The sequence below is a fragment of the Vibrio sp. 10N.261.51.A3 genome (genome assembly GCF_041471965.1).
Taxonomy (GTDB): domain Bacteria; phylum Pseudomonadota; class Gammaproteobacteria; order Enterobacterales; family Vibrionaceae; genus Vibrio; species Vibrio crassostreae_C.
Window position 1 is genome coordinate 85245 of the sequence record NZ_JBFRPK010000067.1, and the last position, 19937, is coordinate 105181.

The window sequence follows — 19937 nt, forward strand, 5'->3', positions numbered from 1 at the left end:
AACCATACAATGCTGGCTCATCAAATATAAAGAGTTGGAGTCATTATGGAGTGGTTAATCCTAGCAGTATTGGGACTATTGATTGTTATCAGCCCAGGCGCTGATTTCGTTTTAGTTTTGAAAAACAGTGTCAACCAAGGAAGACAAGCAGGGATTTGGACTGCAATCGGTGTGAGTTTAGCGATTTGTGCTCACATCAGTTATTCAATGCTTGGGATCAGTTACTTAATCTCACAGAATGAGCAGCTGTTTGACATGATTAGATACGCAGGTGCAACCTACCTTATTTATCTAGGGCTAAAAGGTATCTTGAGTGCGGACAACAAGCTTGCACCGATGGAAGATGCAAAGCAAAGCACCAGTGTTTGGCGCTATTTAGCCCAAGGCTTCTTATGTAACGTGCTCAACCCAAAAACCATGTTGTTCTTTTTGAGCATCTTCAGCCAAGTCATCTCACCTGATGCAGAAAACCAGCATGTCGCGCTCGGCTATGGGCTTTACATGATCGTTCTTCACGGTTTATGGTTTGGCGTTGTCGCTATGCTGTTTACTTCGAATACATTGCAAAAGCATCTATTGAGAGCAAAGAAAAGGCTTAATCAAGCATGTGGATTTGGCTTAGTGACGTTCGGAGCACTGTTGGCGATTAAATCGTAAACAAGCGAGTCAGAAATAGAATGCGATTCAAACGACTGAATCGCATCTAACAGGGTCTTGGTAAATCTCTAAACAAGATTCATCGGTCTAATATCGGCACTATCAGGGAAGATAATGTTGAGTTGTTTCACTTCTACCGATAAATGTTGGTAGAGCACGCCCTTGATAACCGAGCGCATATCAGTCGTTGGATTAAGGTCTCGGCCCTCATATAGCTGGCTTTGGCTCAAGCCCGGCCAATTGGCAATAACCTTACCCCCCACTCCTTTCAACGATGGCAGCGCACCACCCGCAACAAACATGACGTTGCCAGTGCCGTGGTCGGTGCCTTTGGTGCCGTTTTCTTTTGCTGTTCGACCAAATTCACTGGCCGCGATGATCACTGTCTTCTGCCAACGATCACCTAGTGAAGCTTTGAGAGCCGCTAACCCACCATCCAAAGTTTTAAGTTGATTACTCAACCGTCCATTTACGTTGCCTTGATTGGCGTGAGTGTCCCATCCACCCAATTCTAACGCTGCGATGTTTGGTCCGTTATCAGCCGATAATATGTCGCCTGTTTTACCCATCAATGATTTAAACTGTTTGCCGACACCTTGGTCTCCCACCAGTTGATCTATCTTCATGACACTTTCAAAGTTTGAAGACAGCATTTGGTCACTTTGAAACAACTCTTCCAGCAATTCCGTTTGTTTATCGCGTGTTTTTAAGCGGTTTGGGTACCAACTTGCCACGGTCGATTCGCCCTGCATGATGAGTGGTAAGCCCGAATCAATCGCAATTCCATCGTATTTTTCTGAGCTCAACGTGAGTAAACGGTTAATCCACCCTACGGTGTTAAACGGGTCGGAAGTACCATTCTCTAATATCTTCTGTCCATCAAAATGTGAACGCTCACGATAAGCGGTTGAACAAGCGTGTACAAAGCTGAGTTCGTTACTCTCATACCATTGATGGCACTGCTTTAGAGATGGATGAAGCCCAAAGAAATCATCCAGCTTCACTAGCTGTTCAGGTTTTAATCCGATGTTGGGTCTCAAATTAGAGTAATCCGGATCGGCATGCGGCACTACAACATTTAAACCATCCATCGCGCCACGCAGTGATACCCAAATGAAGATATTGTCTGAACCTGTTTTGGCAAAGCTTGGAAATGGCAGCATCGCACTGACGCCAACAGCCGCCGCAATACCCATGAACTGGCGGCGGTTAATACTATGTGGCGCTTTATTCTGAGAACAATCTGACTTTTTCATACCCACTCCTAACGATATTGAAACTGCGGACTTAGCCACAACAGGGAAAGTTGCATTGCAGCGCTGTCGGCTTTGTTCAATACAATTTGGGTGTGTTCATCAATAGCATCGCCATATAAACCCGCGATCACTTTATCCACTACCGCTTTCGGCTTAACTCCTGACGCTTTAGCCGATTTTATTGCAGCAGACGCAAGCCTATTCGCAACTTGCATACGTTGAGTCAACGCCGAAGGGCTATTGTAGTCTCTGTCTTGATCCGACCAGCCTGCAGGTGAACCCGGTTTAAAAGGAGGCTGCCCTAAATTGTTGAGTGCATTGAATGCCTGTTTCTCGTTTAAAGAAATATCGGCACTACGAAGAACGGCAAACAGCCACTCCTTCGGCGGTCTAAAACGATTAGGGTTAGGTTTACTCGCCTCAGCACTGTTCAATAACAAGCGATAAACAGGCAGTAAATTCCCCTCGCCTCTCAGATATTCAGCAACCATTTGCTCTGAGAGTTCTTTAGGTATGTCGCCAATGAAATGCTGGCACAGCTTACCAACCAAGTACGCAGCAGTGTCTTTGTGGGTCGCTAAGGTTTTTAAACACGACTCTCCTTGCGAGACGCCGGATTGAGAATAAGCCTTTCCAAGCAGTGTGATACTTCCTGGCTCATGCAGGTTATTAGCAAATCGAAACCCAGCATCAGGAGATTTGAATTTAATGCCCCAGCCTGAAATGGCTTTTGCTAAAGCAATAACATCTTGCTGAGTGTAAGAACCATCAACGCCAAGAGTGTGGAGTTCTAAGATCTCACGAGCGAGGTTCTCATTGAGGCCCTTATTACGGCGCTTTCCGACTTTTGAATTGGGACCAATCGATAGTTGATTGTCGAGATAAAGGAGCATGGCAGGATGCTTTGAAGAAGCCATCAGCATGTCGCTAAAATTACCGTTCCAATACTGACGCACCACATCGTTTTCAATGCTTGCGGCTAAGGGCATCAGCTTTCGATTATCAACCGAGATGGCGAAGTGATTGCTCCAAAACTGAATAATGCGCTCTTGAAAACCATAAGGGGTTTCAACACTTTGCAAGTGGCGAGCTTGAACTTGTTGTCGGTAGTGATTACGAAGAAAGGATTGTGCCTCTTTCTTCATGGCTTGCACCTTTTGCTCATCACCCTTGGCTTTCGCCCGCTGCACACGGTTTTCATCCATTATTATCAGGATAGATTCAGTGGTCGGTAATGCTTGAATAGTTTGGTGAACGAATGGCTTTTTATCCAACTGTTCTAAAGGCGAATAATAGGCTGTTTGACCTAACCTCGGCCCAAAACCAAACCTTTGTTCACCCACTATTTTTGAAGTTGGGTAATAATTCATTGCACACTCCCTTACGCTCGATCTGTTCTAAGTGTAATCGCTTAGTAATCAAGCATAAGGAGCTTTACATGGTTTTACGTTAAGAGAGTGTCATATGCCTATCAAGTTACAGACGCAGACTTTTCAATTTAGATAGATGTCTATTCACGCCACATATAGACAAACTGATCGTTTTGCGAGGTGATTTCAAAGCCAAACCTTAAATACAACTCCCCAACTCGATTACCTTGTAAATAACACAACGCCACAGGCTTATTGAGTTTGGCTGCTTGAGCTAAGCAATCCGTTAAAACTTGGCTGCCAATACCTTTGCCATGATATTCAGGCAGTAAGAAGAACCGGCAAAAATAGAAGTGGTCGTCTTTGTCTTGCAACAACACACTGCCAATCGCTTTACCTTGATATTCAATGATTTCAGGCCGTTCTTCTGCCCACTCTTCGGCGTGTATATCTCGTTGAATCTGCTCATCCCAGCCAAAAACAGCCTTAATTGGCTCAAATTCAGCCGCCTTTTTTAGCTCAAACAGAAATTCATAATCTGATAACTGAGCAGATCTTGTTGAATACTTCAAAATACCTCCAACAATAATTGGCTATGGTTTCATTTTCGTTTAAGCCGGAATTCAGAGCCTCCGACACAACCAAAAATGCCACGCTTAAATGTTCATTTTGGTTCTAGTTGGTAACGTAAGACTTCGTGTTTATCTTGCTCCGAGTAAAAGGTATTTAAGAACTGCCCACCACACTTCTCAATCACTTTTTGCGAAGCAATATTGCCGTACTCACAGGTAATGATAGCGCTTTCGGTCAATACATGTCGTTGAACCCAAGACAACATATGACTTGCGATACCCCGCCCTCTGGCTTGTGGCAGCGTCTCATATCCGATATGTCCAATAACATCGTGAATGTACGGACTGGTACCGTGACGAACTCTAATCACACCAAGAATCTGCTCAGACTCAATACAAAAATAAGTGGAAGCTGGCGTCCACCCTTCAGGCAAACACTCACCTTTTGAATAAGCGATTCGCCTTTTTAAATAGGCATCACTGCCATCAGAAATGCCCGTGTAAATATCTAACCCATCTTCAGTACAGGCATTCACATAGTGATGAAAGGCAGTTGAATGCGAAAGAGCAGCTTTAACCATGTCCATATAATGTTGATTATCCTCCGGTTTTTACGCTATTTAGTTCAGTAGCAACTCGCAATTTTGACCGATTATCGACTATTGCTTCTTAACGTACTTCGCCGTAACCAGCATTTCACCGCCTCCATCCAGCTTGCAATCTAGCTGGTGATCTTTACCTTCATTGATGCGTCGAATCACAGCTTTAGTACCAATTTTCAATACGCTAGAACTGCCTTTAATTTTTAGATCTTTAATGAAGGTAACTTTATCGCCACTTTCCAATACAACGCCATTCACGTCCTTAACACGCGCAGCTTCTCTTTCTAAACGTTCTTCTTCCGGATTCCATTCATAGGCACACTCAGGGCAGATTAGGTTGTTTTGGTCTTGATAGACATATTCAGATTGGCATTGCGGACAAGGAGGTAGAGACATACGTTAATACTTCATTTAAATAGAATTTGTTCCATTTTAATGACTCTTGTCAGGCTTAGCGAGCATAAATCTAACAAGTTTTACGGAGAACTAATTGTCTTTAAAAAAAGAGCCATTCCTAAAACGAACAAACACAGCCGCTAAGCTGTGTTTGTTTAAAAACTTGAGAAGCGGAAAGGTTTAACGTTCGACTTTTGGTGAGTAAATCGAGTAAGCGGTGATTTGCCCTGCCACGATTGCAGAGAACATGAATAACGCCGACAAACCGATACTCGGGATAGGCAAAATCGATTGTTCAAACACCGACTGGCTAGCACTCACTAATACTCGGCTACCCGGAACCAAGATGATGATCCCTTGCACGATATAAATAGAGCCCGTGAGCTCCATCTTTTTAGCAATCCAAGTTCCGTACAAAGTAATAAGAACCGTCGTAACCCAAGTACCTACAACCCAACCACTATCAAAACCTAGATAGAATGGGCCCCACATACCAAGAACCGCAACTGGCAAGCCAAGTAAGATGTCCTTAGGACGTGCATTGAACATCACACCGATAGACACAGAGATCAGCACCAAGCCAGATATGTGCATCCACATAGGTACCGCATTGGTATAGTCGATGGAGACCGCTTGTCCCCATATCGCTTCACCGATGTTGAGCCCCATGATAATCCCAACAAACAGCTTAATCAGCGTTAAGGCGCTCTGCCCAAGCAAGCTGGTACCAGAAACCAAGTCATTAAACGCCAAACATTCTAATGCGTTGGCTATGGATAACCCGGGGACAAACAGGACAATCGAGGCGATACACAACGCCCACACCGGAATCGGCAACCCTGTACTCGCCAAAAACGCTACAAAGATACCCGTTAACAGTGCCGAGATGAACTCAACCGCAATAGCACGACGTGAATGAAGAACTTGCTGACATACCCAAACCATCAAGCCCAATAACGCAGAAAAGCCCACCGCTTCCAACGTACTGCCCACCAGCATCAAATAAGCAGGCGGAATACCCATATTGGCAAGTGCCGTCACGAATTTAGAGTAACCGACAGGTTCTGGTACAGGCTCACTGCTCGGTTGGTTAATACGAATGATCGTATTGGCCAACAAACTCAGGTTAATTGACGCAGGCTTTAGACGCTTAAGAATAACGGCGTTGTTATCGTCTGGAAATTGATAGTTAATCGCAGTTGGCGTTGCTTGGATCATCACATCCACACCATGCTTTTTTGCATAGAATTGAGTGTATTTCTCTAGCTTGTAAGGAGCACAGCCACTGCGGTGAAGAGTGTCACCAATTTCAACAATTTTGTTAATTCGGAACTGAGAAGGCATGGGAATTTTAGGGGAGACAAAATGTGCGGCAAATGTACCAAACGATAGACGGAATGACGAGACTTTTGCGTGAATTATCAACTGAACTCGTTACTTTTTTCTGCAAAGGCTTATAAGTGCCTATAACTCCACTCATTTGGGATTAGTTTACTGAATGTTTTGACAAATTAATAAGTTAAATTTATGCATTCAGATTGTTATTAACGGAATCCAAAACACGAATAAAAACCAGTTTATGTTAACACTCCAAATTCCTTAATTTTAATGAGATTTTTATAACAACCAAGCACCGCTAAAACAGGCTTATAAATTAAGGCAGATTTATCGCAAAAAGCAGCATGACATTGACTATTATTTCTCGCCCTCCTTTTTTAGAGATTTTAGTCACATTTTATTCACTCTGAAAACGCCGAACATGATGGAAAAACTAGCGGAGTGGTGGTTATGCGAGCACTTAGAATAAAAATGAAAGAAAAAGGTTTCGTTTTCAGTTAGATGTGGCATTATCAAACTCGTTAAGACGATGTGCGTGCATCGTATAATGGCTATTACCTCAGCCTTCCAAGCTGATGATGCGGGTTCGATTCCCGCTGCACGCTCCAGTCTTCTTGATGCCTCAGTCTTACTCATAAGACAGTGTGCGTGCATCGTATAATGGCTATTACCTCAGCCTTCCAAGCTGATGATGCGGGTTCGATTCCCGCTGCACGCTCCAACTTCTTTAGTTTTCAAATTCTAACTCATGAAAATAAACGCATAACATGCGTTTTTGTCATTTGTGCTATATCACGCAGTCTAAATCATAGTTTTATTATATTGATACCGAGTTAACTTCGACACAAATTGACCTTATATGGCCAACTTATTGATAAATCCTCAGCTCAATATTAGAAGTACTGACCTTTAACACTTACTTCCTCGCTAACTTCTAGCAGTTAGCCCACATCACAATCTAGACAATTCAGAGTTTCTCTAAAGTATCGAAATATATGCGATTAGGGCGAAAACAGTAGCTATTTGAATCTACGACTGCTTCCGAGGTTGGTTCCAAAGCAAGTAAATACAACTCTGATTGCGCTCCATATATCATACATGGAATACCTAGCAGTCTGAGTTTGCCATTCAAATGTGATGGCAAATCAGTTCGAAAGATAAATATCAACAATTTTCTCCAAGATTGAGGATTTCGAGACCTCTCGCACTTTGTGTACATCACGAGTGAACGACTGCAAGAAAACAGCTGTTATAGGCATCTCAAACGGATCAAGAATCTGCCCATTGATATCCGTGACACGGATTTTATACGTCAGACTTTGTTTCGGCAGCTTCGCATTAGGTTTATTCACTGGGGACACGAAGTACACCAGATTATTACCGTCGTGGTGCATATGGATATGGTGGTACTGTCTCCGTGCAACACCGGCCACATAGTATGGCAGCACCGTATCAGCAACAGCGCGCCCAGGCCCCCTCTCATTAGCCAGTCCAACAGCAATGCTGTCCACATCACTATTACCTATGATCCGTGGAACACGTGTGGTGTGGTAGTCACTCAGCACCATCTCATTCTCAACGTCGAACAGGTAGAACCCTCCATCGTATAATGTAGGGATCACATCTTCGTCAAGACACTCGTGCATGGTGCGGAGCTTATCTTCATCAATGTACCGTTCCACATTTCCAATACTCAGTGTGCTGTCTTGGATTTTGACAGACACGACGAAAGCCATGAATCCATTACCCTTAGTCTTGCGGATCTTGTAAAGAAGAAAATCACCGTCTGGCAGGTCGATGTCCAGCAAGTTCTTATGGATACGGACGCGCTCCTTCAGCCACAGTTCCGTCTCAACTTTGGCCAATTTTGAAACATCCACAGCAGGGATCACCTTGTTAATTACTTCCCCGGTATCTTTGTTTTTCTTTCCTTGTGATCTGTCTTTGACTAGCAGATCAAAGTTCATACCCTGCAATACCAGCATATTACCTTGATTAAACGCAGTCAGCTTCAAACTCGTGTAGTAATCGAAGCTATCATCAGGCTTCTTTTTATGATCTTCGAGTGCTTGCCAGAATGTCCGATAAACTTTTTTCTTCGGTAGCTTTGGCTTATCTCCTGTCCGATCAGCATTAGCATATGCTTCTTCGACTTTGAGAGCATGACGTTGCTCTTCACTATAATTTCGAATGCTTGAGCCATCACTCGTAGAGCGGTTCAAGACCAGATAAGCATGGTCTGGGTGCAGCTTGTCGTACGTTGACAACTCGCTAGATTTCATAATTACTGCAGGGTTTAATGTCTTCTGTAGCTGACAGATAGTCTCAGCCCGACCACCTTGCTCATCGCTTTCTCTATCCCCTAGGTCATCAATAATAACCAGTGGCAGCTCTCGTTCTCGCGTCACTTCTAGGAATTTGTCTGACACGTAGTTAGCTTGGAAATACCGTTGGGTGTATGGCACAGCATAAGCATCCAGAACAGCCCTCAGTACTTCCATCATTAAGTGCTCGGTATAGTTCACGCAGAATTTATATTCGCTGCCGAATGACATGTAAGGAATTTGACGCTTGCGCGCATCAACACGCTTTAGAACTTTGTAAGCCTTTTCCCCTTCTGTGTAACTCTGGAAATACAGCGTGGTATCTTCCGTCTGCGCAAAAAAGCCGTCTGTCTGCTCAGCCTTAAAGGTTATGCGTTTAATAGTCAAGCAGAGGTCCTGCTTCGGCCCACAGTAAAGTTCTGGTCGAAGCGCATTGATATAATACCCTTCTTTCTTCCCGCCCTCTGCCTTATTAGCATTGACGAATAATTCCGAGTTGAAGCAAACTGGCTTTATTGGATACGAAGTTTCAGCATCTGCCACGAAGAAACGTTTAAGGTGCAGCGACATGATAGACTCGAACACACGCTGAACCAACAAGCCGTCGCGCTCTAAACTTTGAACAAGTGCAGTGGTATCAACAACGGCTTCTGCCAAGTAGAAAAAAAACCAACGCTCACCTGCGCTGCCTTCCGTATAGACACGTGCCGTCTCATAGGTCACGCTATCACGCTTGTTTAAGCCGAGTTTGTTACGGATGATTTCTTTAATTTCACAATGCATACGCTTAGCATATGCTTCAGCCGATTCCTTCTTACCCCCATCAAGCCGTTTTTTCTTTCCGTCACGGAACCCGTACACCACCGACATACTATGATCGTCATGACAAAGTAAACGACATACATTCTCTTTCAGAGCTCCCTGTACATCGATGATCTGGGTCTTTGCCACCGGGGCGCCTTCACACTGCAACAGCCCTTTAAAAAGTCCCATCTTAATTCTCCTCGCGGCTCAGTAATTCAGTCAACTTCTCGTTTATGCAGACTGTGTCTGCCAAGCGTCCGATCTCTTCAGGGATCTTCGTTCCATCAAGCTTTTTACGGTACCGCTTCGCTGGCCCATACCCGATCACGTCCTTGAACATGTTCAGGTAGAACAGTTCCTCACCCGGAGACACTTCGGCGAAAATATAGTTAGCATCATTCTGCTCTTTTCGGGTGTTCACATACACCCCCTTAATGGCATCAAAACGCTCACCCACGTAGCCTTTAACAGTCCCTAACTTGTCCACAGCTTTTTTATGGGTAGTCATCGACATATCTTCTTTATCTGTCGCTGTAGTCCAGTTCTTGGCATCAATACAGATCAGAACACTATCTACCACGACATACATATCAAATAATTCATAGGCACGTTTACCGATCTGCTCAATGACCTCATCTATTGCGAGCGGTGTTATCCCAAGCTCTTCCAACAGGGTTAGAACTAAATACTCGCCCACGTTACCCTTTAGAAGTGGCAAGACTGAAGGATGTGGAATCATTCCGTTAAAAGCCCCCTTCTCAAGCGCTTGGCCTGCTTTAAGCACAGACGCCGCTAGCCCATCCAGACTATCGCCAGGGGTACGTGTAAACCCAAGCAATTGCAATACAGGGTCGTACTCATAATCACCATGCTGCATGTCAGTCAGAATCTTAGGTTCTGACTCATTACGACAAAGTTTAACGTGTTCATTGCCTTCGCCAAGATCGATGAAAAATACGTCCAACACCTTAGCAAGGTATAGGTCGCTCTTTACCACATCAGTATTTTTCAGGCGGTCAATATATCGCACTGGATCTACCACGCAGTCTATATGCCGCAGTGCCTCGTTGAACCTGACTGACAAGTTATCGCCCTGACGAGCCTGCTCCAGGAGCTGAGGAACCGTTTTATTGAAGAAAGAGTCCAACTGTCGAGCTTGTCTCTTAGTTTTCTTCTCCAGTTGTTGCCGTTCTTTATCGTCAGAAAACGACGCAGCAGCAGCAGTGGCTTCGCAATATTTCATCCACTTATAGTTGAGTAGCGACATACTCTCACGAAACATCTCGTTTCGGGGATCACGCCCCAATCGTTGGAACTGCATCACCGCGTTACGGAGTACGTCCTCAGGCATGAATATTTCTGTGGTGATCTTGGTATCTCGTCGCTCGACACGGCCAATGGCCTGCATTATCACTTTCAAAAGTTCCATACAGTGCTCGTCATTCAAGATCTTGTAATTCTCCCCCGTAACCAAACTTGTACTGAAATCACTCAAGCGTTTCGTCCCATTCGAGGCGGCAAAGTGTTTCAACAAAGTCACGTAGTTCTCCAGAGAATTCCACCCACCTTTTACATGCACCTGTGACCAGTAAGGTGAGTTGACTAAGACAAGTCGCTCAAAATCTTCTTGAATCTCACCACGATGGTTCACGAAGTAGTTCAAGCCAGTACCAGCAGCACGGTAATGTGACACGAAAGCGATTTTCGTGTTCTCGTCACCCAAGTACATTTGATTACGAATATCAGTAGCCTGTCCCAATGCCGAATCAAACATGATCACGCGCAACGTAATACCATTTTTGAACGGTTTAAACTCCAGAATACTTGGCTGCTTCACGCCCTCTGGCCTGATAATCTTTAACCCGTCAGGGTAAGTATCCTGTGATTTTAAATAAGCACGGACTTCCTTAAAGAAATCACCACTCAAAGAAAGGATTAGGGTGTTACGTTTATCGTATGCCGCCATGAGCAACGCGCTAAGAATTCGTCCAAACTCACGCTCTTTGTATGTGCCGCGATTGGCAGATTTGATCTCATAAGTGCTATCAGGTTTAACCACCCACTTCTTACTCAAGCGTTCATACCAAGCGCGATAGACTAACTTGAACTCTTCACTATGCTCCGCTGGTGTCAAGGCACTTGCTTCTTCGGGGATCTCTTTGAATTCAACTTTACGCAAGATATTGCGAGTATCACGCAGCTCAGCTAGTGGTTGAATATCATCAGGCTTACGAGTAATCAATGTGTAACCCAAATCAGGCTTTTCCAGACCTGATACGCTATAGGTGTTAAGAAAGTTTCGGTCATACTGGCCGTTACAAACGCCATTGATTCCACTCGTAGCACTAAGCGTCAGGACGGTATTGTTTGTGTTGTACAGGAATTGGGTCAAGCCAGCTTCTGGTAGCTCAGTGATTATATCTAGCTTGAAGTCAACATATGTAACATCTTCGGTGCCATCGCCTTTCTCGAAGAATTCAAGATCATTGCACTTTTCAATACTGAAAACGGCCTTTGGTAAGAAGAAAGCAAAAAACGAAGTAATTTCGAGATCACTATCCGTGGTTTTGTCAAACATTTGTGTGACCTCACCTCTCACATCAAGCGCCTTTTTGATGAAACGCGCTAAGGTTTCATTATGTGCGCTCGGCTCTCTCAACTGCTTTAACATTTTCGAGTTCTTTTTGACAGAAGCCGCACCATACAAAGAAGCCAGTAACACCTGATAGATATCATATAGTGACGCACTAGGATCCGCTTTATCTTCAGTGAAGTAGATCTCATAGGTGCTATCGAAATACATGGGACGGACACGAATGTTCCGCAGCCCGTTCTCGTTGAAGAACCGTTTTGGGCGGAAGCTAAAAACATTCTTCGTCAAGCTGACGATTTGCTCTACATTAGTTGAGCGGATTAGAAAGTGATCGACTTTGTTCGAAAAAAGCCCTGTTAGAGAGCGCAGATCTTGCTTCGGCGATAGATCACAATGAGCCTTGATAGCCGCCTTAATCAAATCAACGAACGCTTTCTTCTCTTCAAAGCAGGCCACGGGCACTGTCGGATCGGCTTCGTATCCTTCAACCTGTCGCAGGATACGATGAACGCCCGCGAGCACATCTGGCATCTGGGTCGCCTTGTTGTCCAGAAGGTTAGTCGTGCACGAGTTCATCAGAATACCGTATGATTCGTGCTCCTCGTCAACTACCAAGTCGAAACTGATCTTGCGCTTACGGAAAATATTTTTTTCATCCGATGCCAAGTATGATTCTGTCAGATACTCCATCTGCTTCTCATGCGGCTTTGAAACATATGCACCGAACTCGGTAATGTTGACCATCTTCTTGCCGCCTAGCAAGCGAGTAAACGGCATACTCTTACGGTAATGATAACCATCTTCACGACAGCTCAGAATACTGGTCTTAAAATCAAATTTTCGGGTGGTAGCTACCAATACACATGGCCGCACTTTAGCCATCTCTAGGGGAGTTGTGTGCAAGATAATCTCTGCTAAAAGACGCTCACGTTTTGAGTCGCAGCCAAGCAGACCACTCAGGGATTTTGGGGCTACATCAGCGCAGATAACGCTCAATTGACCCAATATACTAACTACCGTGCCTCTTTCGTACATTAGAGCCTTATCGGTTGCGGAGCGTTCTCCATCAGTTAGTGAGGGATCTTTCAGTTTGCGCTCTGCTGCAACTAAGGAGCGTATTGCATCACTCAGCGTACGAAGACTATTTTTAACGTCGTCATACTGAGAAGGTAGCGAATATCCGATCTTGAACCATCTGTCGTATCGCTCTTTATTCGTCTCGACTATACCGTTCAGATCTGGAAGCCAGTTCTTGAAATCCATGGTATAAAGATCTGAACGTGACAAAAAAGGGACAAAATAGATTCCCTTATCCTGAGCCGTCTTCATCAACTTATCATCGAAATCGATCTGGTTTTTCAGAGGTGTGATAAAGAATAGGCACCGATGCCCTTGAGCGTTACCATCAATCGTTGTCTCTTCAATGTAAGCCTTCAACTGACCGTAACTCTTACCGGTACCAGTACCATCGCTACATGAAGTGAGCGATGGTTTCGGCTTATTCTCTCGATAAAATAGTTTAGATGTGATTGTACGACAGTCGTCGATTTCCTTTTTTAAGCGTCCGGGTTCCTTAGCCTTAATGTAATCAGTAGTTATCACAGGCTCCGAAGGCATCAAGTCCAAAGCGATCTGACCATCAACAGAAGGTTGCAGGATACCTTGTTCTAAAGCGGCCTCTTTCGACGTTTTGCGTAGGTTTGCGATTTTGTTCTGCAGGCGAACCGCTGTTAAGCCCTTCTTGTTATCAGACATCTATAGTTATTCTCATCATCTAGGGTAGTCAGTGACCAGAAGTAGTGCTGCTATTATCCCAACACTGACCAGTGCATATTAAGCACTACAGACAGCATTATTCAGCAGTGAACTAGCATCAACATTATCTTGTTTGTTGCAGTCAAAGTTACAGGGGCATATTGCCGTTCCTATTATTTGCCTGTGAATGCTATTATAATGAATCAGGCGACATTTTTTGTCGCCAAAACGATTTATTAACCATCACAAAGGGAAATATGAGTAAACAAATACAGATATATCAAAAAGTACTAGAGTCGATACCTTGTCATCCTGATTCTATTTCAACCATAGATATACGTGACTTACTCCTATCCTCTGAGCTACTGTCTGCTAATACCGATGAGAAAAGCCAACTTCGCACCGTGCAGCGTTGCATTAATAAAGTACTCTCAGATAACGTTAGCATTGAACTAAATGATGAAAGTCGCCCCTATCGGTATCAGATATCCCAAGGGTATCGCCACCCAGTGAAGCCTGATGGTATGTCTTCAGTCGTATCATTACAGATCATCGAAAAAGAAATTAAGTCGATGCTTCCACCTACTCTGCGTTCCGATATAGAAGCTATTTTCTCGGCGCTCAAGCGAGAAAACACTAAACAGACCATTCTTTGGAACGAGAGGTTCTGTTATTTCCAGAGTGAGTTCCCCTTGGTTGCACCAACTGTTGGTAACGATTTTTTTAAGCAAATAGAACAAGCTCTGCTTAATAAAAAAGACATCATGTTCACCTACCAAAAGCGTGGTTTAACGGAACCTAAAGAGTACACAGCGACGCCTTTAGGATTATTCCTTTACGGTAACAGTTTCTATCTTGTTGCACTTATTCCAGGATCACATAGTGATTTTCGTACCTACGCACTGCATCGAATTCACAGCTTAAAGCTTGGCTTCAGTAGTACAAAAACATTAGAGAAGTTTGATATTAGAGAGTATGTGCAACAGAACGCGCGCCACTTTTCTGGTGGTGATATGCAAAAAGTCTTGCTCAAAATTGAAAACTACAGTGGGCTGCACCTTATTGAAGAAACCTTACTTTCTAAAGAGCAAAAGATAATTTCTAACGACGGTAATTACACGACAATCGAGGCTGATGTTCGAGACAGCCACACCTTCGAATGGTGGCTTATGAAGAATGCCAATATCGTTGAAGTAATTTCACCGATTACTCTTAGAAATAAGGTTATCAACATGCTTCAAGATAGCCTAAAGCTATACGGTTTAATGTCATAATCAAGAGCTTGTCGGCTCTTGAAAACCAAACTTAGTCATGTCTGACGTCTATCAATACTTCTACGACCCGCAAAAAATAGGCCATTTATCGCTTTACTCTTTTAGTTAGGGAACCCACTTATCCATCGTGGATTACCCAACATTCATGGCCTGAGCTGCCTCTGTCACTGAATAGTTCTGATCTAGGATTAGTCGAACAGCTTCTAATTTGAACTCGCGCCAAATTGTCGCCTTGTGGGTTTTGTCATCGTGTCACCTGTTAACTTAGTTGGAGATGATATCACCTCTAACTAAGTGACCAAATTCAGCGTACCACTACAGTCAGTGTTGAATCCCGTACTTTCAATTTCTGTCGCAGGGGCGTTCAGATTCTCCATCATGCTTGCATAGACATGGGCAACACGCCTGATATTTTCCTCGCTATCTGCAACCCAGTGCTTGGAAGCCGCAGTTTTCTTTTGTTTACGCAGATCAATCGTATTAAGCACAGCCAAACGCTTTAATTCATCTGAGATTTTCAGACCGCCATCTTTCCTCGCTGTAGCAGTAATCTCCTGCAAGATCTCTTTTTCATTTGAAATATCTCCCTCGAATTCACTAAACCGAAAGCCCGCAATATGTGCTGTTTTAGAACCTGAACGCAGCTTTTTTCCGGGTACGGGATCAAAGCCGTAGGTGTTCAATACATAAATGGAAATTAGCTCGGCCAGTTTATCTACATTAAGTGAGTGACTGTTAACAATATACTCACCGCGATCATTTATTCCAACATAGTCGACGTTATACATACTGCGATCACTGACACAAATAACGCCGTGTTCCTGATGGATTTTCCGAAGGGCTTCTGCAATTCGCTCTGATAGATACACACTGCTCCCTGCAGCTACATAGTTACGTTTTCCATTTTGATCTATGCAGACCGCTGTTTCAGGCGTTAAAGTAAAATTAACAACACCATAACGCCTAACGCCTTTAGGTCTGGCTGTAGTTTGCACTCTTTGTTCGTGCAACGCTTTCAGTGAGCGCGCCCAGAAGCCACCATAATTACCGTCATGGGAATCAATTTTACCCCTCCGATGTGAGGTGTCATACCAACTGTATTCACTCTTGCGAGAGACTTGTTTCAGCAAACCATGTTTATCACGGCAACGGATAGCCTTCCAGCGGACGTCGGACATCGCTATATTTTGACAAATCAGTTTATTGAGCTCACTCCAAAATGACATTGGATAATCGTAATCCGTGAAAAGCACCTGCTCAGTTTCTGCCAATTGTTTCTCTTCATCTGAGATATAGAAAAGCTGAACCGCTTTTGACCAATCCACCACTTGTTGATGGCCCAGCGCACTTGTGCCTGGAAAATGTGTACTTAACTCATTTTCAATTTCTTTATATAAGAGCGCAAATTCCGTACGTTGTCGACGCTCAGTATTAAACCCCAACAATTGAATATCTCCGCCTAGTTTAAGCCCCAATTTTTCACATTGTGTTTCTAAATAAACCACTTTTCTACGCTTTTGCTCGATATAGCGATCTGTTACAGGAGCCCCACCGTCTTCCGACATATAGAGTTCAATAATTGTCGGTATAGGCGCGTGATGTATATAGGCATCGCTTCGCACCGTAGAAGGATCTGCTTTGTCAGGACATGACACTCGTTCAATGCATTCCTGATAGGGCACTTCTAGCTCTACCTCGTATCCAGCGGTGTTTAGATAATGCCTAATCAGCGGTAGAACTGCAGCTTCAACACGAGAACGATAGAATGTTCCCTGTTCATACTGATTCGTGTATAGCTGTACTTTCCAGTTCAACGCCTTTGCTATCGTTAATTTATTATGTTGAATGAACCAACGGATATCTGGACAAGAATTTTGAAGCTCATCGATACTGCACGATCCTACAAACTTTGCTCGTGCATATACCTCTTCGAGAGTAACATTACGCTCTATATTTCTGACCATTCGGGTAATTCCGCACAGTCGACAAAACTCTTCAATCGCTCTCTCTGCTCGCACTGAATCTGGCTGAGCGTGGAATTCTGGCATTCCAAACCACGGTTGATGTGGTATGAGATACTCTGTCAACTGATTTAGGTTCGCTCCTCGAATAGTTTCTAGGTAATCCCTTAGGCCTTTGGGATATTCACAATATCTAGTTTTCCGTCCTAATCTCTTACGACAATCAGTTAGAATTATGGCCATAGTACACAACTGTTTAACATCGTACTCTGGCAGGCTGATGTTATTACGCCAAGACGGAAATCTGTTATCTGATTTCTGAGTGTTTTTAAGTTTTTCAATATAAATTGTGAGATTAGATTTATCCATTATGACCTTTTCCTAATTATAGTCAGTTGCTCAAATATTTTCTTTTGGGTTTTGTGTTATATGCCAAGGTAAATTTGAGCTTAATTAAACCGTACTAGAATTATAGATAATCAAATATTGTTGTCAGCTAAGTCGGATCCGACTTAGAGATATCTTTGTGATTTGAGGGGGGCCACCTAACTCGGGAAAATGAGTTGAGGTAAGGTTGTTTTAAGGTTCTCCCTCAGTGTAAAGAGAAATACACATGAGAATTTTTAATACTTACAACAACACACCTCACCCCAGTTAATGTATTCGATGCATTACCTTAAAAAGTAAGATAACTTCAGAATTAAAAGCCCAGTCAGAAAAATATTCGTATTGAGTCAATATTCAAGTGTAAATCACGAATCGGATTAAACTTAATTACCTCATATTTAGATATCATTTCTCACCCAATAATAGCTTGGTTCTTGATTGCACCAAATAACGTTAGAGATATCGACCCCACCGTTATGCTTGTTCATTTCATGTTCGAGTAACCATGTTGCTACATTAACAAATTTGTCCGAATCAAACTTGTAGGAAACTGGTCGCTTCTGAAGTGTATTATCAGATAACGCGATAAAAGAATAGGCTCCATTGCTCTCTTGGTTATTGATATATTTAAAGTAGTCATACCCCTTTTTTATTGCCCATTTACGTAATTCCAAAGTGTAATAGACCCACACAGACTCTTGGTTTTTGCTTGATGTCCAATCTTCACCGACTTTGCTGGCTCGAAACTTACGAGCTTTCAGTTCTTTCTTTCCAAGCACATTTTGATTGAGTGATTTGTGGATTTTTTTTACATCCTGCTTAGAAAATACTTGGTATATATCCTGCGGGTAAATAATGCTAGTAAAAGGATAAAAAAGTTGTTCAAGTTCTCGGTATTCGTCATCCATTACAGATTGACGACTAAAAATTGAAAGACCGCCACTTCCAACAGGATCATCATCCCAAACGTCATTGATCTCAAGATACTTTCCGGTGGGTTTATCAAATTCCAAAATTGTGACTTCCTGCATCGACTCGACAAATTTCGAAATAAACTCTTTAATTGTCAAAGTTGTAATCTGATCGCTATTGTCTGGCTTAAACGAAAAATGCCCATCGTAGTTGTAGCCATATTGATTTTGGCCAGCAAACATGGCGGCTGCTCGAACAATTGCACCGTTGATATCAGCGCTGTAATGCTTCAGAGACTGAGAGTCATCTAAAGGGGTTAGAGTAGAACGAAACACTGTAAACTCCTATAAAATATGTGTTTATATCATAAATAACATAGTTAGTATTTATTTAACCATCACTTAACGGCTATTCACTTATACTATATATAAAAGAACATCATTGTCACTATGCTCGGATCCGAGCTGCTATTAAAAGGGTAGAATCTTGTATTTAATCTAGTCTTCAAAACCAGAATGGAGAAACATACAATGATTGAAACTGAAACCGTTTCTAAGCTTTCGCTGACTCCTAACTATGCAGCCAACGATAACTTTTTTTCAGACTTTGATTTAGAACGAAAATTTGTAGTTAGTTCTGAGCGAGCGGTGAGCATTTTCGATAAAGGACTCGTTGATTTACCACCGTTAGTTACGGCTACCACCCAAACATTAAATCCAAAATCTTTGCCGCACAATCGTGAACTGTTTAGTCAGTTTGAAGATGTTTCAAAACGCGTGAATAAACTGATCCCAGAATTAAAACCACTTTCTAAAGCACTTTGTCATCAAGTGTTAGTAGAATATGTTTACTCTCTCGATTGCGCATCCGATTTTGAGTTAAGCCAAATGAGCAACTATCTATTGTGTGCGAACAACTTATCCGATGAGTTTTTTATAAAGCACTTTAAAGCAGCCTATGTGAATATTCTGTTCCAGAACGATTATTCTAATTTTACCTAAACTATGCATCCATGATGTTATAAAGGCGAAAATAGTAACATTTACTTTCGCCTTTATAACTACAACTTACATTTAATAAAAACTACTATCTTATTTCGAATATTCTGAATATCTAAATAACATTCACTTTTTAAATAATAGCTCAGCATTTATCGAACAGTACAATCTAGAAATATTTGGTGGTATAGGTTGGACAAACTTAAAAGAATTAAACGAAGATGAATTGCTGCTACTTCAAATAGCGATTAACGACTTCAACTATATTACTCCAACTAAAATGAAGGAACTAAATGCTGAGTTCAGGCGCAGTTGCTTGGCCTCGCTCTCATCGTAAAAAGCACAAAATAAATTGGTTGTCGGTCATTTCCCACAGTCATTAGAGCTGAGCCACTCAACTTACCCATTGAATGATTTAACGAGGTATTTTTGCTCTGACAACAACGAACGGATAAGAAAGTTGGCAGATATTGGCGTGCTATCAATGGTCAGCGGACATACTCACGATAATTTCGACCGATTGGTTGAGGGAGAATAAGCTGGCTCGCGTCTTAATCCCGTCAGCAGGGCAATGTCTGTTTAGACCGTAACAGACTACATCAACGGCCACTTCCCTAGTGTCTTAATCCCTTCAGCAGGGCAATGTCTGTTTAGACGAGCGCGTATGGGGCAAGATGACTGCACGTCAATGTCTTAATCCCTTCAAGCAGGGCAATGTCTGTTTAGACAGAAGACAGA

13 protein-coding genes, 2 tRNA genes and 2 pseudogenes are annotated in these 19937 nt (G+C 42.9%); 5 read left to right on the forward strand and 12 right to left on the reverse strand.

Annotated elements, in window-relative coordinates; translation table 11 throughout:
• Positions 1–45 precede the first annotated feature (45 nt).
• Positions 46–657 carry a LysE family translocator gene (locus tag AB4371_RS16635; RefSeq protein WP_102428566.1) on the forward strand — a complete coding sequence of 204 codons (612 nt, stop codon included), beginning with the start codon at positions 46–48 and terminating at the stop codon, positions 655–657.
• A 68-nt stretch (positions 658–725) separates the two neighbouring features.
• On the opposite strand, the gene AB4371_RS16640 is transcribed toward AB4371_RS16635, so the two are convergent.
• The 6 genes from AB4371_RS16640 to AB4371_RS16665 all read right to left on the reverse strand — a co-directional run bounded on the left by AB4371_RS16640 (position 726) and on the right by AB4371_RS16665 (position 6197).
• Positions 726–1913, reverse strand: coding sequence for a DUF1501 domain-containing protein (locus AB4371_RS16640; protein WP_372150361.1), 1188 nt, complete (start codon positions 1911–1913; stop codon positions 726–728).
• A gap of 8 nt (positions 1914–1921) precedes the next feature.
• A complete protein-coding gene (locus AB4371_RS16645) occupies positions 1922–3283 on the reverse strand; it encodes a DUF1800 family protein (protein ID WP_372150362.1) in 1362 nt (453 codons plus the stop codon).
• Positions 3284–3423: 140 nt separating this feature from the next.
• A complete protein-coding gene (locus tag AB4371_RS16650) occupies positions 3424–3855 on the reverse strand; it encodes a GNAT family N-acetyltransferase (RefSeq protein ID WP_372150363.1) in 432 nt (143 codons plus the stop codon).
• 92 nt (positions 3856–3947) lie between these two features.
• Positions 3948–4442, reverse strand: coding sequence for a GNAT family N-acetyltransferase (locus AB4371_RS16655; RefSeq protein ID WP_372150364.1), 495 nt, complete (start codon positions 4440–4442; stop codon positions 3948–3950).
• 72 nt (positions 4443–4514) lie between these two features.
• Positions 4515–4853, reverse strand: a complete 339-nt coding sequence (locus AB4371_RS16660) for a zinc ribbon domain-containing protein YjdM (RefSeq protein ID WP_017088858.1) — start codon at positions 4851–4853, stop codon at positions 4515–4517.
• 180 nt (positions 4854–5033) lie between these two features.
• Positions 5034–6197 carry a threonine/serine exporter family protein gene (locus AB4371_RS16665; RefSeq protein WP_004731486.1) on the reverse strand — a complete coding sequence of 388 codons (1164 nt, stop codon included), beginning with the start codon at positions 6195–6197 and terminating at the stop codon, positions 5034–5036.
• Positions 6198–6724: 527 nt separating this feature from the next.
• Between AB4371_RS16665 and AB4371_RS16670 the strand changes: the two genes are divergently transcribed.
• A tRNA-Gly gene (locus AB4371_RS16670) sits at positions 6725–6799 on the forward strand.
• A 38-nt stretch (positions 6800–6837) separates the two neighbouring features.
• Positions 6838–6912, forward strand: a tRNA-Gly gene (locus AB4371_RS16675).
• Positions 6913–7164: 252 nt separating this feature from the next.
• Here the strand turns inward: AB4371_RS16675 and AB4371_RS16680 are convergent.
• From AB4371_RS16680 to AB4371_RS16690, 3 genes and pseudogenes are all read right to left on the reverse strand, one after another.
• Positions 7165–7320, reverse strand: a pseudogene (locus AB4371_RS16680) (group II intron reverse transcriptase/maturase); the annotation flags it as partial.
• A gap of 16 nt (positions 7321–7336) precedes the next feature.
• Positions 7337–9508 carry a hypothetical protein gene (locus tag AB4371_RS16685; RefSeq protein WP_102394535.1) on the reverse strand — a complete coding sequence of 724 codons (2172 nt, stop codon included), beginning with the start codon at positions 9506–9508 and terminating at the stop codon, positions 7337–7339.
• Position 9509: 1 nt separating this feature from the next.
• Positions 9510–13667 (reverse strand): hypothetical protein, encoded by a 4158-nt coding sequence (locus AB4371_RS16690; RefSeq protein ID WP_372150365.1) that lies wholly within the window; start codon positions 13665–13667, stop codon positions 9510–9512.
• 257 nt (positions 13668–13924) lie between these two features.
• On the opposite strand from AB4371_RS16690, the gene AB4371_RS16695 reads away from it, so the two are divergent.
• Complete coding sequence (locus AB4371_RS16695) at positions 13925–14941, forward strand: YafY family protein (protein WP_136975958.1); 1017 nt, start codon at positions 13925–13927, stop codon at positions 14939–14941.
• A 135-nt stretch (positions 14942–15076) separates the two neighbouring features.
• On the opposite strand, the pseudogene AB4371_RS16700 reads toward AB4371_RS16695, so the two are convergent.
• The 3 genes and pseudogenes from AB4371_RS16700 to AB4371_RS16710 form a co-directional block, all read right to left on the reverse strand.
• Positions 15077–15189 (reverse strand): annotated as a pseudogene (locus AB4371_RS16700) (transposase); the annotation flags it as partial.
• A gap of 42 nt (positions 15190–15231) precedes the next feature.
• Positions 15232–17271: a hypothetical protein gene (locus tag AB4371_RS16705; protein ID WP_372150366.1), complete on the reverse strand. Its 2040-nt coding sequence runs from the start codon at positions 17269–17271 to the stop codon at positions 15232–15234.
• Between the two features lie 416 nt (positions 17272–17687).
• A complete protein-coding gene (locus AB4371_RS16710; protein ID WP_136975959.1) occupies positions 17688–18536 on the reverse strand; it encodes a hypothetical protein in 849 nt (282 codons plus the stop codon).
• Between the two features lie 195 nt (positions 18537–18731).
• Here AB4371_RS16710 and AB4371_RS16715 point away from each other — a divergent pair, with 195 nt between their 5' ends.
• On the forward strand, positions 18732–19202 hold the full coding sequence (locus AB4371_RS16715) for a hypothetical protein (RefSeq protein WP_372150367.1): 471 nt from the start codon (positions 18732–18734) through the stop codon (positions 19200–19202).
• Positions 19203–19937 lie beyond the last annotated feature (735 nt).

Bases quoted from the DNA above. Each gene is read 5' to 3' on its own strand.
- AB4371_RS16655 (WP_372150364.1), bottom strand. From the start codon at position 4,442: ATGGACATGGTTAAAGCTGCTCTTTCGCATTCAACTGCCTTTCATCAC.
- AB4371_RS16665 (WP_004731486.1), bottom strand. From the start codon at position 6,197: ATGCCTTCTCAGTTCCGAATTAACAAAATTGTTGAAATTGGTGACACT.
- AB4371_RS16705 (WP_372150366.1), bottom strand. From the start codon at position 17,271: ATGGATAAATCTAATCTCACAATTTATATTGAAAAACTTAAAAACACT.
- AB4371_RS16685 (WP_102394535.1), bottom strand. From the start codon at position 9,508: ATGGGACTTTTTAAAGGGCTGTTGCAGTGTGAAGGCGCCCCGGTGGCA.
- AB4371_RS16695 (WP_136975958.1), top strand. From the start codon at position 13,925: ATGAGTAAACAAATACAGATATATCAAAAAGTACTAGAGTCGATACCT.
- AB4371_RS16635 (WP_102428566.1), top strand. From the start codon at position 46: ATGGAGTGGTTAATCCTAGCAGTATTGGGACTATTGATTGTTATCAGC.
- AB4371_RS16690 (WP_372150365.1), bottom strand. From the start codon at position 13,667: ATGTCTGATAACAAGAAGGGCTTAACAGCGGTTCGCCTGCAGAACAAA.
- AB4371_RS16660 (WP_017088858.1), bottom strand. From the start codon at position 4,853: ATGTCTCTACCTCCTTGTCCGCAATGCCAATCTGAATATGTCTATCAA.
- AB4371_RS16640 (WP_372150361.1), bottom strand. From the start codon at position 1,913: ATGAAAAAGTCAGATTGTTCTCAGAATAAAGCGCCACATAGTATTAAC.
- AB4371_RS16715 (WP_372150367.1), top strand. From the start codon at position 18,732: ATGATTGAAACTGAAACCGTTTCTAAGCTTTCGCTGACTCCTAACTAT.
- AB4371_RS16645 (WP_372150362.1), bottom strand. From the start codon at position 3,283: ATGAATTATTACCCAACTTCAAAAATAGTGGGTGAACAAAGGTTTGGT.